This is a genomic window from Kitasatospora sp. NPDC032150, assembly GCF_055579945.1.
Genome location: NZ_JBVIMH010000004.1, coordinates 274,933 through 288,767 on the forward strand (window position 1 = coordinate 274,933; position 13,835 = coordinate 288,767).

Sequence of the window (13,835 nt, forward strand, 5' to 3'; positions counted from 1 at the left end):
CTCCGGGGCACCGGGCCCGTGCGGCTAGCGGTGCTCCAGCAGGGCGTCCACGACCCGCCCAGCGGCCCGGCCGTCGTCGAGGTGGCAGTAGCGCTCGCGGAACGCGGCGTACCTGTCGGCGTGTTCGGCGGCGACTGCCTCCACCCGGCGCAGGGCGTCGATGAGTTGGTCGGAGGTGGCGAGCAGTGGGCCCGGCGCCTCGGCCTCGAAGTCGAAGTAGAAACCGCGCAGGTCGTCCCGGTAGTGGGCGAGGTCGTGGGTGAAGAAGAGCATCGGGCGGCCGGTGTTGGCGAAGTCGAACATCACCGAGGAGTAGTCGGTGACCAGCACGTCGGCGATCAGCAGCAGTTCGGCCGTGTCGGGGTAGTCGCCGACGTCGTACAGGAAGCCGTCCCCGCGGCCGGGGCACCGCTGGAGCACGTGCGCGTGCGGCCGGACCAACAGGACGTGGTCCGCCCCCAGCGCCCGCCGCGCCGCCCGGGGGTCGAGCCGCAGGTCCAGCCGGTAGCCGTCACCGCTCCTGGCGTCCTCGCGCCAGGTGGGCGCGTACAGCACGACCCGTCTGCCCTCCGGGATGCCCAGCCGCCGGCGCACGGCCGCGGCCAGCGCGGCGTCCGGGCGGGCGAGCAGGTCGTTGCGCGGGTAGCCGCTCTCCAGGATCTCGCCGTCGTAGCGGAAGGCCCGGCGCAGGATCGGGGTGCTGAAGGAGTTGGGGGACAGCAGCAGGCTCCACTGCGGCACCTCCTGGGCGAGGCGACGCAGGTAGCCGTCGCCGTCCAGCCAGCCGGTGGCGACGTCGTGGGCGATCCGTTTCAGCGGGGTGCCGTGCCAGGTCTGCAGCAGGACCTGGCCGTCCCGGCGCCGGACGAACTCGGGGAAGTGGGTGTTTCCGACCAGGTAGCGGCAGGTGGCCAGGGCCTCGTACCACTCGGTGCTCCAGACGGTCACCGCCTCGACGCCGTCGGGGAGTTCGGCCTGCGCGTCGTCCACCGTCCACAGGTGGCGCAGCCCGCTGGCGCGCCGGGCCAGTTCGGCGTGGACCGCGCGCGGGGAGTCGGCGTACCCGCGCCCGCCGAAGACGTCGTACAGCACGGCTTCGCGCAGCGGTTCCACCCTGGCCGCCGGGTAGCTCTGGGAGCGGAGTCCGAGCTGGCGGTGGGCGCTGCGCTCGGCGGCGGGCAGGACGGGGGTGGAGTCCACGATCAGGGTGTCGTGCCAGCGCCGCTGCAGCAGGATCCGCTTGCCCCGGACCTCGGCCGCCAGCGGCAGCACGCGCAGCACGTCGGGGGCCAGCACCACCGGCTGCTCGCCCCCGGGGTCGCCGGCGGGCCGGATCAGGACGTCCCAGACGCCCTTGCGCAACGGCAGCCGACCGCCGTACGAGGTGGGGGCGGTGATCGGCAGCCGGGCCTGGAACCGGCCGCCCGCGACCGGTTCGACGCCGATCGACTGCTCGTCCAGGCCGCCGCCGTGGCGCAGCACGAGTTCGTGCGGTCCCGCCCCGGGGTGCGGGAAGTGGCCGGTGAGCAGAAAGCCCTCGGGGACGGCGGCGACGGTGTCCGCCACCGGGACGCAGCGCTGCTCGCACAGCTGCAGATGGCTGTCGGCGAGGTGCTTCAGGCGCAGGGTGCGGCCGGGGGCGGGGAGCGCGAACTGGGCGGCCAGGGCGCCCGAGGGGTGGTCGAGCACCAGGGGCTCCGCCCGGCCGTCCGGGTAGTGCAGGACCGGGTCCCAGTGCGCGGTCTCGGCCGGGTCGGGCTCGGGGCGGCCGCTGAGCTCGAAGGCGCCGAGCGGGATCCGGACGGTGAGGCTGCGGCCCGGACCGGGCAGCACGGGCAGCGCGATGACGGCGGGCGACTGGCGGTGGTTGAGCCGGACGGTCGCCCCCTCCGCCCGCCGGCTGCTCAGACAGGCCAGTTCGACGCTGTCCCCGACGGTGCGGGTGGCGCTGACCCGGGCGCGGGCGGTCTCCACCCGCAGGTACAGCTGGCCGTCCCGGAAGTACGGGATGGCCTGTACGCCCTCGGCCACCCAGGCGGCGGGCGGGTACTCTCCCGAGCCGCACCAGTGCGCGGTGAAGTCGCCGGGCCGAGGGCGCAGCCCGCCCAGCAGCAGGCCGCCGATCCGCCAGACGCCGTCCTCCCAGTGCCCGCCGCGCCGCAGCAGCGCCGGATCGATCCGGACCGCGAACCCGGCCCAGTCGAGGTTGAGGCCGGGGTCGGCGAGTTCATCGGTGATCTCGGGGAGGTAGCGGGGGGTGGCGCGCAGCACGGTGAGCCGGCGGCGGCCGGGGCGGTGCAGGGTGATCAGGGTGCGGGCGGTGCCGAGGCGGTCGGCGCTGCGTCCGGGGGCGTGGGCGTGGCCGACCAGTTCGAGCAGTCCGTCGACCCAGGCGGCGGAGCGGATGCCCATCCGGGGGGCGGGATCGGCCGGGCCGCTGAGCGCCGCTCGGCGGGGGAGGGGGACGGAGAATCCGAGGGATCTGGCAAAGGAAGGTCGAGGCACCTCAATGCCCTTCGCGCTGCGGGAGTCGAGAGCCCTGCTGATATCCCGTTATCTCACACCACGGCCGACGGGCGGGTCAATTTTCAAATTGGTAGCGGAAATATGGCGGCCGGGCTGTCAGAAAGCTGCCCGGCCGTCATTATGTTCAGTTTTTATTTTCGGCTTTTCGGCTCAGTTCTTCAGCAGGGCATCCGCCACTCGGGCCGAGGCCTGGCCGTCGTCCAGGTCGCAGTAGCGCTCGCGGAACGCGGCGTACCTGTCGGCGTGTTCGGCGGCGAGTGCCTCCACCCGGCCCAGGGCGTCGATGAGTTGGTCGGAGGTGGCGAGCAGCGGTCCCGGGGCCTCGGCCTCGAAGTCGAAGTAGAAACCGCGCAGGTCGTCCCGGTAGTGGGCGAGGTCGTGGGTGAAGAAGAGCATCGGGCGGCCGGTGTTGGCGAAGTCGAACATCACCGAGGAGTAGTCGGTCACCAGCACGTCGGCGATCAGCAGCAGTTCGGCCGTGTCGGGGTAGGTGCCGACGTCCCAGAGGTAGCCGTTGCCGGCGCCCGGGATCTGGCCGCACATCACCTCGTGGCTGCGGACCAGCAGCACCTGGTCCTCGCCGAGGGCCGCCTGCGCGGCGGCCAGGTCGAGCCGCAGGTCCAGCTGGTAGCCGCCCTGCGGGCGGCGCCGGTCCTCGCGGAAGGTCGGCGCGTACAGCACCACCTTCCTGCCCTCGGGCAGCCCGAGCCGCTCGCGCACCCGCTCGGCGGTCTTCTCCCGGTCGGAGGCGAACAGCAGGTCGTTGCGCGGGTAGCCGCTCTCCAGGATCTCGCCCTGGTAGCCGAAGGCCCGCCGCAGCACCGGCGCAGACCAGCGGTTGGCCGCGACCAGCAGACTCCACTGCGGTACCTCGTGCTCCAGGTGCCGCAGGTACTGGGCGTCGGTGAACCAGACCTTCTCGAAGTCGTGGCCGATCCGCTTCAGCGGGGTGCCGTGCCAGGTCTGCAGCACCACCTGGCCCGGGCGGCGCTCGAAGAACTCGGGCAGATGGTCGCCGGTCACCACGTACTTGGCGGTGGCCAGCGCCTCGAACCACTCGGTGGACTCCCACCGGATCGACTCCGCGGTCCGCGGCAGGTCGGCCTGCCGGTCGTCGGCGGTCCACAGGTGGCGCAGCTTCTCGCCGCGGCGGACCAGTTCCTCGTGCACGGCGCGCGGCGAGCCGCCGTACCGCCCGGTCCTGGAGGCGAGGTAGAGCACCGTGTCGGTCAGCGGACGGCGCTGGAACTCGGCGAACTCATGGCGCAGTTGCCGCTGCCGGTAGCCGCTGCGCTCCTCCGGCAGCAGGTCGGCGTGCGCCTCCAGCGAGAGGATGTCGTGGCGGCGGCGCTCCAGGGCGATCCGCTTGCCCCTGGCCTCCACCTCCAGCGGCAGCGAGCCGTGGCAGGACGGCGCCAGCACCACCTGCGGCCAGGCGCCGTCGGCGGCGGCGGCGCCGGCCGGCCGGAAGAAGACCTCCCAGGTGCCCCTGCGCAGCGGTACCTCCCCGGCGAAGGATGCGGTGGGCACGGCGGGCAGCGCGGCCCGGAACCGGCCCTCGGCGATCTCCACCGGGTAACTGTGCTCCTCCTCCTGCCAGTTGTGCCGGATCACCAGCTCGTACCTGTGCGTTCCCGGCAGCGGGAAGCTGCCGCTGAGCAGGAAGCCGTCGTCGTCCCGGGCGGCCGTGACCTCCTCGACGACCGGCTGCAGCACCTGGTCGCAGAACTGGAGGTACCCGCTGGGGGAAGGCTTGGAGTAGAGCGCCCGCCGACCGCCGCGCGCGGTGCCCGGAGCCGCCCCGGCCGACCGGTGCTCGATCGGCACGTTCAGCTGGGCCGGCGCCCGGCGGTCGTCTATCACCACCGGCACGGTGGAGCCGTCGGCCAGCCGCAGTTCGGTGTCCCAGCGGTCGCGCATCCGGTCGGCGGAGGACGGGTCGAGCGCGTCCCAGGCCTCGCGGACGGCGGTCAGCTCGGCGATCGGGAAGCTCGCGGTGAACGGTACGGTCCGTCCGGCGGGCGCGCCGAGCTTCAGCGGGAAGAGCAGCTCCCGGTCCGACTCGACGTGCTTGAGCCGCAGTTCGGCCCCGGCCAGGTCGGCACCTGAGCGCACCGAGCCGGCCAGGTGCACCTCGCCGCCGGCCGAGCCCACCTGCACCGCACGGGCCCGGACCTGCTCGACCCGCAGGTAGACGTGGTTGTCCTTGAGCCAGGGCACGATCCGGACGTCGTCCTCGACCCAGTGCACCGGCGGGTACTCGGCGGTGTCGCTCCAGCCGCCGGAGATCCGGCCCTTGTAGACGCCGCCCTTGCCGAAACCGGCGATCAGCACCCGCCAGGAGCCGTCCTTCCAACGGCCCCGGCTCTTGAGGCGCCCCGGGTCGATCACGGCGGTGAAGCCGGCCCAGTCGCAGTTGTAGAGGTCGTGCGGGGAGCTGGCGGTGGCCTCCGGGCTGTACACCGCCCTGGTCTGCACGGCCAGCACCCGGTGCCCCTTGGCCTCGCGCAGCACCAGCACCTTGACCATGTCGTGCTTGTGCTCGGCACCGAGGTGCTCGGGGAAGGCGTGCCCGGTGATCCGCAGCTTGCCGTCCTCCCAGGCGGAGTCGTAGAGCCGGCTGCGCATCACCAGTGCGTTGTCCAGCCGCAGAACGTCGGTCGGCACGCTCTTGCGGCCGCCGCGCAGGAACGGGTAGTCGGCGTACGGGCGGAGCAGACCGCGCGCCGGGGCGGCGCCGTTGCTGTCCTTCTCGAAGCGCAACTGCTCGACGAGCTCGTCCATCCGCCCCTGCAGGGTCAGGTGGTACTTGAGCCGCAGCGGCGCGCGCAGCTTGCGGACCTGCTCGGGGCCGATCGCGCGCAGCAGCCGGCTGACGCACTCCCGGTAGGCGTCGCGGTAGTCCTGGTCCCCCTCCAGCACCGAGGAGAAGAACATCGGGATCTCCTCGACCAGGTTGTTCTCGTCGTAGGAGCGCAGGTAGCGGCGGTACTTGGGGTCCTGCTGCTCCAGCAGCCAGGCGCGGACCAGCTCCATCGACTTCACCCGGTCGATCAGGCCCTTGGGGTTGGTCCGCATCTGCGTGATCGACATCTCGCCGACCTCGCGCTCGCGCCAGTGGTAGATCGGCTCGGAGAGCACGTCCACGCTGCGGGCGAGGTAGTGGTGCGGCACGCTGACCGGCGCGTCCTCGTACAGGATGCCCTCGGGGTAGAGCACACCGGCGGTGTCGAAGAACGAGCGGCGGTAGACCTTGTTCCACGCGGTGCGGTCGGTCACCAGCGAGGGGATCTCGGTGATGTGGGTCCGCAGCCTGGTCTCCTTGAACGGCTTGCGGTGCCCGCCCGACTGGTAGTACCCGATCGCGCGGAAGCGCAGCACGTTGCCGGTGGCGAAGTCCGAGCCGGTCTCGTTCAGGGTGCCGATCATCAGCTCGTACGCGCTGGGCGGCAGGGTGTCGTCGCTGTCCACGAAGGCCAGGAACTCGGTGCCCTCGGCGATGTGCCGGTAGCCGGTGTTGCGGGCCGCGCCCAGGCCCTTGTTCTCCTGCCGCACCAGCCGGAACCGCGCGTCCTTGGCGGCGTACGCCTCGGCGATGGCCGCGCTGCCGTCCTTGGAGCCGTCATCCACCATGACGCACTCGAAGTCGGGATACGTCTGTGCCGCGATCGAGTCCAGACACTCTTCCAGGTAGCGCTCGACGTTGTAGATCGGGACGACGACGGAGAGGCGGGGGGCCATCGGCTGCGCGGGCCTTTCATCGGGGGCTTGGCGACCGGTCTCGGGCCGACCATGGGCGGTCCAGAGCCGGCACACGGGCGGATAGTACCGCCCGAAAGTGACCGAATAGCCGCGACCGGGCGCGGTCGGAGCTCAGGGGACGCGGGCCACCAGTACGTACTCGTTGTACTTGAACACCCGCCCCACGGCCTCGGGGAGCGGGAAGGAGTAGCTGTGCAGCACGGCCAGCCCCGCGTTCTCGGCGTGCCCGCGCAGGCCGCCGAAGCCGACGAAGCGGACGTGCGTCGGGTCCGAGCGGTACCCGGCCGGCTGCGGAGTGATCAGCACCACCCGCCCGCCCGGGCGGACACTCGGGAGGTAGCTCTTCAGCAGCTCCGCACCGGTGGCCTCGTCCAGGTGCTCCAGCACGTGCGCGACCAGCATGCTGTCGAAGGCGCCCGGCCGGGTGAGGCCCGCGTCGCTCTCGAACTCGGCCGCGGTGTAGGCCTCCAGACCCCGCGCCCGGGCGGTGGCCACGGAGGTCTCGTTGTGGTCCACGCCGACGCTGCCCGCCGCGCAGTGCTGCAGGTTCCGGCCGACCCCGCAGCCGACGTCCAGCACCCGCCCGAGCCGCAGCCGCCGCAGGTTCCAGCGGTAGGGGGCCTGGGTGGGCAGCAGTCGCTTGAACCCCGACCGCTCCAGGGTGACCAGCCGCTCGGTGTACGAGGCGCCGGCGGTCGCCTCCCCGGTGCCGCTGCGGCCGGGGGCGGAGGCTCCCGGAGCGGAGGAGGAGGGCTGCGGCGGTTCGTGGGCTTCGGACATGGCGGTGGCCTCTCGGGTGCGGCCGGTCGGTTCCGGGTGCGGCAGGGTTGATAGGAGATCGAGTTGTGACGGAGAGTAGAGGGGTGGCGAAGTCGTCGCTCGTGTGATTCACCCGAAGGTACGACGCTGGTAACCGAGATTGCGCCAATTCGTTACGCGCTTGGTGGGAGAGTCGGTCGTGGCCGCCGGGGGACGGATCATGCCCATAACCGGGCTGTTCCGTGTCCGGTCTCCCCAGGCCGAACCTGGCCTGCGTCGTCGGCGGCCCGGTGATCTCCGGCGGCCCTCGTGTCCCCGTGGGAAAGAGTCCAATGCCCCGTTTCAGCGTGATCGTCCCGGTCTACCAGGTCGAGGAGTACCTGACCGAATGTCTCGACTCGGTGCTCAGCCAGTCCTTCGCGGACTTCGAGCTGATCGCGGTCGACGACCACTCGCCCGACGGGAGCGGCGCCGTCCTGGACCGGGCCGCCGAGCGCGATGACCGCATCCGGGTACTGCACCTCGCGGAGAACGTCGGACTCGGCCGCGCCCGCAACGCCGGCCTGGAGGCCGCCGCCGGCGACTACGTGATCTTCCTCGACAGTGACGACACCCTCACCCCCGGCCTGCTCGAGGCCGTCGAGGAACGGCTGAAGGCCTGCGCGGACCCGGAGATCCTGGTCTACGACTACGCCCGGACCTACTGGGACGGCCGCGTGGTGCGCAGCAGCTCCGCCCCCGTCTTCGCCCGCCCGGGACCGGAGGTCTTCACCCTCGACGACCGGCCCGACCTGCTGGAACTGCTGATGGTGGTCTGGAACAAGGCGTACCGCCGCAGCTACATCGACGAGCAGGGCCTGACCTTCCCGGCCGGCTACTACGAGGACACCCCCTGGACCTTCCCGGCTCTGCTCGCCGCCCGCTCGATCACCGTGCTCGACCAGGTCGGCGTCCACTACCGCCAGCGCGAGAGCGGCGGCAACATACTCGCCACCGCGTCCCGCAAGCACTTCGACGTCTTCGACCAGTACGACCGCGTCTTCGCCTTCCTCGACCGCCGGGAGGACCTCGCCCACTGGCGGCCCGTGGTCTACGGCCGGATGCTGCACCACCTCAACACCGTGGTCAGCAAGCCGGGCCGGATCCCCCCGGGTGACCGCCGCGAGTACTTCCGCCGGGCCGCCCGCCACTGCGCCCGCCTGCGGCCCGCCGACTACCACCCGACCCCGGGCACCGGCAGCGTCCGGACCGAGCTCCTCAGCCAGGGTCGCTACCTGGCCTACCAGACCGTCCGAGCCCTGGCCCGCACCCGCCACGCCGCCACCCTCGCCGCCCGGCGCATCTTCTGACGCACGCCCGCCCCGGGACTGGGGGCGCGGCGCGGAGCGCGGAGCTGGCGGCCCGGCCGGACGTACGCGCACTCCCTCGCGCGGCCGCCCGCACCCCGGAGCGACGGTGTCCGGCGCGGGGCGTCGCCCATGCGGGTGGTCGTCGCGGGCGGGGGACCGGAAGTGGCGGAGGGGAGCTGCGGACTGTGCCAACCTCGGTGCGCCGGGGCCTGCCCGCCGGCGGAGCGCCGCCGCTTCCGCCCCGGCCTCGACGACCGACGGAAGCGGATCACCATGCCCGACGCGGCGACCCAGGCCCCCGAGGACTCCACGGGTGCGGGGCCCCACCTCACCCGTCCCTTCAGGCCGGTGGCGCCCGGACTGGTCCCCGCGGCCGTACTGCTCCTCGCCCCGCCGGTGCTCCACCTGCTCCGCGCCGACCCGCTCACCCTCGCCCTGCTCTGGTGCGCCACCGCGGCCCGGTTCCGCTCCCGCCTCACGACGCTCGACCGGCTGGTCCTGTCCGCCGGCCTGCTGACCGGCTGGGGCTGCCTGCTCGGCGTCCTCGCCTCGCTCTGGCCGTGGGGCCTGCACCCGGTCGCCCTCGCCGAGGCCACCGCCCTGCCGCTGGCCGTCCTCGCGCTGACCCGCCCCGGGCCGCCGCCCCGACTCGCCCTCCCGCTCGCCGACCGCCTGCTGCTGATCGCCTTCGCCGCCGCCGGCTGGTGCTGTCTGCGCCCGCTGCTCACCGAGGACGCCACCGGCCGCCTGGCCGTCCTGTTCCACGGCGAGGACCTGGCCCGGCACTTCGCGCTCTACGACGCCGTGCTCAGGTTCGGCGGCTACCTGGTCTTCCACCGCGAGCAGGCCGCCGTCGCCCTGCAGGACGGCTTCCAGAGCTACCCGCAGGGCAGCCACCTGGTACTGGCCGCGCTCACCGGTTTCGTACGCGGCGGCACCGGAGCACCGCCCGCGCTCACTTCCCTCGGCTCCTTCACCCTGCTCACCGGGACGGTGCTGGCCGCCTGCGTGGCCGCCGTGCTCTGGGCGGCCCGCCGGGCGGCGGGGCCGGCGCTCGGCGGCTGGGCGGTGATGCCGCTGTGCGCGCTGACCGGCGGCTACCTGGTGCTGGACGAGGCGACCGGGCTGCTGCTCTCGGGTTTCGAGAGCGAGATCTTCGGCCTCACCCTGTTCGCGCTGCTCACCGCGCTGGTGCTGCGTCCGCTCGCCCGCCCCGGCGAACAACTGCTGCTGCTGGGTGCGCTGACCGTCGGGATCTCCTTCTCGTACTACCTGCTGCTGGTCACAGCCGTCCCGCTGCTGCTGATCTGGGCGGTGGTGCACCGCCGCCGCCTGCGGCCGGTGGGCCGGGCCGCCCTGGCCGCCGCTGCCGCCCTCACCGGCACGGCCGCCGCACTGCCCGTCCTGGCCAACTGGCGGCAGGCCAACTCGCCCGCCGTGCTGGCGATGCCGGGCGGTGTGCTGCCGGTGGTGCGGCACCTGCTGCTGCCGCTGCTCGCGGCGGCCGTCCTCGGGCTGCTCACCGCGGCGGCCCGGCGAAACGCCGTCCGGCGGGCCGCGCTCTGTGCCGTGACCACGGTGGCAGGGCTGGTCGTCGCCCTGCGCCAGTACCAGCTCGCCAGCACCGGGCACACCGAGTACTACTACGAGAAGCTGCTGCACCAGCTGGTCGTGGTCGGCCTGATCGCGCTCGGTGCCGCCGCCCTCCCGCTGTTCGGCCCGCCCGGGCGCGGCCGCACGGCGGCCCGCAACCCGGCGCGGGCCGTCCGGGCCGGGGCCGCCGCCCTCGTGGTGCTGGCCGCGCTGGTGCTCAACTCCCAGCCCGACGGCGGGACCAGCGGCTGGCACGCCAGCCGGTTCGCCGGCTATCTGCACGGGGACCGGGCGGCCCCGTTCAGCGCCTCCCTGGTCACCGCGGTCCACGTCACCCGCCCGGTGCCCGACCCCGGGATCGGCGTGCTGCTCACCGAGCCGAGGCAGGGCGAGGACCCGCGCTTCTACGAGGGCAACCTCTGGCTCGGGGTGCTCGCCCGCGACAACGGCCGCTCCTGGCGGGCCTGGATCTGGGGCCGCTGGCGCCACACCCCGCAGGAGATCGTCCGATTCGCCGACCGCTCCCCGGCCCCGCTGCGGGTCTACCTCGACGACCCCGCCCTGGCGGCCGCCACCGCGCGGCTCGCCGGGCCGGGCCGTGCCGGCCGCCTGGAGGTCGTCCTGGTCCGCTACACCGGCGACGGCCGCCCGTTGATCGGTCCGATCGTCCGATGAAACGTCGGTGAGCGACCTCGGGTGCCCCATTCGGGCTAATCGGATCACAAATCGATGCCCCACCCGGGTGACACCTCGTTACGCCGAAGGCAGTGCCGGAGGGCCGCGCGGTGCCCCCCGACGGTGCGACCGGGTACCCGCACTACGCGCCCCCTCCCCGACGGAAGCGAAGCAGCATGCCCGACGTGGCCACCGAGGCAACCGAAGAACCGCACCTCGCCCCACCCGGCCCGCGGCCGGCCACACCCGGAGCACCGGCCCGCCGGCTGCCCGCGGCGGCGGAGGCGGCCACCGCCCTCGCCGTCGCCGTCGGCTTCATGCTCTGGTCCCGCAACATCCGGGTGAACCCGCTGATCAGGGTCGGCCAGGTCAGCGGTCTGGCGGTGCTGCAGTTCCGGGCCGCCGTGCTGGCCGTCCCGCTGCTGACCGCCGTCCTGTGGGCCGCCCACCGAGCCCGGGGCCACCGCTGGCAGCTGGTGCTGCGCCTCGGCTGCGCCGTCGTCGCGGGGCTCGGCACCGGCATCGTCGCAGGCGGCATCGCCGTCGCCCTGCGCGGCACCCCCTGGGGCCTCGGCGGTCAGGACGGCGACCCGGGCACCCTGCTGGGCTACGCCGCGTCCTTCCTGCGCGGCGAGGGGCTGCCCGACGTCTACCCGCCCGGTTTCATCGTGCTGCTCGCCGAATGGGCCCGCTACCTGCGCGGCGGCCACGTCGGCTACGCCCTCAAGGACCTCCAGCTGCTGCTCAGCGCCGTCCTCGGCCCGCTGTGCTACCTCGCCTGGCGCACCCTGCTCCGCCCCGCCTGGGCACTGGCCGTCGCGCTGCCCGCAGCCATCCTCTTCCTCGACCCCATCCGGCCGTACAGCCACCTGGTGATGGTGGTGCTGCTGCCGCTGATCGGCCGCCTGCTCACCGAACTCGTCCACGCGCCGAGGATGTCCGTCCGCACCGCGGTGCTGCGCGGCGCGGTCCTCGGTGCCGTCCTCGGTCTGCTCTTCCTGCTCTACTCGGGCTGGTTCGTCTGGTCCGCCCCCGGTGTCCTGGTGGCCGTCCTGCTGCTCGTACCGTGGCGTCAGGGCTCCGCCGCCCTGGCCAGGGCGGCCGGCCTGCTCGGCGCCGCCGCGGCCACCGCCGCCGCGGTCGGCTCGCCGCTGCTGGTCAAGCTCGCCGAGCACGGCGCCGACACCGTGGACCGCTACGCCTACTTCGACGTCTACATCGACCCGGCGTACGTCCTCGGCTGGCGCTCCGACCGCTCCGGCTGGCCCGCCGCCTGGGCCTGGCCGCCGCCCGGGGAACTCGCCGGACAGACCACCTTCGCGCTGCTCGTGCTGACCGGTCTCGGCCTCGCCCTGGCCCTCGGCCTGCGCCGGCCCCCGGTGATCGCCGCCGTCGGCTGCCTGGCCGGCGCCTGGCTGCTGCGCTTCTGGTTCGCCGGGCACATGGAGCGCGACCAGGCCGTCATGCTCTACCCGCGCACCACCTGGCTGATCCTGTACGCGCTGATCGCCCTCACCGTGCTCTCCGCCATGCTGCTCGCCGGCGGGGCCCGCGATGCCTGGCTGCGGCTGACCGCCGAGCGGCGGGTGAAGCTCCCGCGCTTCCTCGGCCGGCGCCTGGCGGCGGGCTCGCTCTGCTCGCTCGCCGTGTTCGGGGCGATGGCCGCGTCCTGGTCCGCCAACCGGTACATGCCGCAGGGCCCGCAGACCGACACCATGGGCATCGACGCCTACCGCGCGCACCTGCTGCAACGAGCCGACGGCAGCTGCCCGTCGTACGCTCCGGGCCACACCTGCGCCGCACCGCACCCGGACTGGCGGCCGCAGGACAGCAGGGACACCCGGCTCTGGTGCGGCAACGTCGAGGCCAAGGACTGGCCGACCTACTGCGGGGGCACGGCGCCGTTCACCGACCGGCCCGATTGAGGCCCGCAACGGCCCGTCCACGGAGCCCGGTGCCACGCCGTCGGCCGGCCGGGCTATACAGGGTCTCTGCTCCGCCTGTCCGCCCCTACCGTCCACTGTCCCTGTCGACTGCCCTGCCGGGGCGGGAGTGCGCCGATGGACTTTCTGACCCGACTGCCGCTGATCGGCCCGGTGGTGGCCCGAGCGCTGCGCAGCCGCCCCTACCGCGTGTACGAGCACTTCACCGCCCTCAAGAGCAACCGTCTCGCCGGGGCCGTCACCTTCTTCGGCTTCCTCGCGCTCTTCCCGCTGCTCACGGTGGCCATGGCGGTCGCCGTCGGGACGCTCTCGCACGCGCGCGTGCAGCAGCTGCAGGGCGACATCGCCAAGCAACTGCCCGGGGTCGCCAACTCGCTCGACCTGAACGAGGTGGCCGCCAACGCCGGGACCATCGGCGTGGTCAGCGGCGTGGTGCTGCTGCTCTCCGGCCTCGGCTGGGTGAACACCATGCGCGGATCGATCCGTGACATCTGGCAACTCCCGGAGGAGAGCGGCAACTTCATCCTGCGCAAGGTCTGGGACTGCGTGGTCCTGGTGGGCCTCGGTGTGGTCTGTGCCGTCTCGGTGGTCTCCTCCGCCGTCGGCAGCACGCTGGCCCAGCGCCTCGCCGGGTGGCTCGGCCTGTCCCAGAGCGGCCCCGGCCGCTATCTGCTGGCCGTCGTCGGCTTCCTGATCGCGGTCGCCGCCGACCTGGTGCTGTTCGCCTACCTGCTGAGCCCGTTCCCCAGGATCGGCGGGCAGCGCCGTCGGGCCGTACTGTCCGGCGCGCTGATCGGCGCGGTGGGTTTCGAGGTGCTGAAGGTTGCGCTCGCGTCGTACCTCAGCAGGGTGGCGGGCCGGAGCGTCTACGGGGCTTTCGGCGTTCCGATCGCCCTGCTGCTCTGGATCAACTTCGTTTCCCGGCTACTGATGTACTGCGTCTCCTGGACCGCCCTGGACGACCCCGAAGCCGCTCGTGAGCGCGCCGCCGAACAGGCCAGAACCGCCTTGGCCGCCACCCAGGACTGACCCTCCCCCCGCCTACCCTTCCCCGGAGGCACTCATTGACCAGCGCCGACACCGCCCCCGCCGCCACGCCCCGTACTCCGGACGACGTGCCGGGGTGGTTCTGGAAGGCCGACCAGGAGGTGTTCGGCTGGCTGCTGGAGCGTCAGACCGCTGCCGGGGCCGGGGGCGACATCCTGGAGCTCGGCAAACAAGAGCCGTA

7 protein-coding genes are annotated in these 13,835 nt (G+C 73.2%); 4 read left to right on the plus strand and 3 right to left on the minus strand.

Annotated features, from left to right (window positions below):
- Positions 1-24: 24 nt before the first annotated feature.
- From ACZ5ON_RS07510 to ACZ5ON_RS07520, 3 genes are all read right to left on the minus strand, one after another.
- Entirely contained in the window at positions 25-2,412 is a 2,388-nt protein-coding gene (locus tag ACZ5ON_RS07510) for a CDP-glycerol glycerophosphotransferase family protein (RefSeq protein WP_465586770.1), read from the minus strand.
- 264 nt (positions 2,413-2,676) lie between these two features.
- Positions 2,677-6,267, minus strand: coding sequence for a bifunctional glycosyltransferase/CDP-glycerol:glycerophosphate glycerophosphotransferase (locus tag ACZ5ON_RS07515; protein WP_465586775.1), 3,591 nt, complete (start codon positions 6,265-6,267; stop codon positions 2,677-2,679).
- 132 nt (positions 6,268-6,399) lie between these two features.
- Positions 6,400-7,068 (minus strand): class I SAM-dependent methyltransferase, encoded by a 669-nt coding sequence (locus tag ACZ5ON_RS07520; RefSeq protein ID WP_465586778.1) that lies wholly within the window; start codon positions 7,066-7,068, stop codon positions 6,400-6,402.
- A gap of 311 nt (positions 7,069-7,379) precedes the next feature.
- On the opposite strand from ACZ5ON_RS07520, the gene ACZ5ON_RS07525 reads away from it, so the two are divergent.
- From ACZ5ON_RS07525 to ACZ5ON_RS07540, 4 genes are all read left to right on the plus strand, one after another.
- Positions 7,380-8,396 carry a glycosyltransferase family 2 protein gene (locus ACZ5ON_RS07525; RefSeq protein WP_465586782.1) on the plus strand — a complete coding sequence of 339 codons (1,017 nt, stop codon included), beginning with the start codon at positions 7,380-7,382 and terminating at the stop codon, positions 8,394-8,396.
- 273 nt (positions 8,397-8,669) lie between these two features.
- Complete coding sequence (locus ACZ5ON_RS07530; protein WP_465586786.1) at positions 8,670-10,664, plus strand: hypothetical protein; 1,995 nt, start codon at positions 8,670-8,672, stop codon at positions 10,662-10,664.
- Positions 10,665-10,849: 185 nt separating this feature from the next.
- A complete protein-coding gene (locus ACZ5ON_RS07535; RefSeq protein WP_465586792.1) occupies positions 10,850-12,589 on the plus strand; it encodes a hypothetical protein in 1,740 nt (579 codons plus the stop codon).
- A 135-nt stretch (positions 12,590-12,724) separates the two neighbouring features.
- Positions 12,725-13,636, plus strand: coding sequence for a YihY/virulence factor BrkB family protein (locus ACZ5ON_RS07540; RefSeq protein WP_465586798.1), 912 nt, complete (start codon positions 12,725-12,727; stop codon positions 13,634-13,636).
- Positions 13,637-13,835 lie beyond the last annotated feature (199 nt).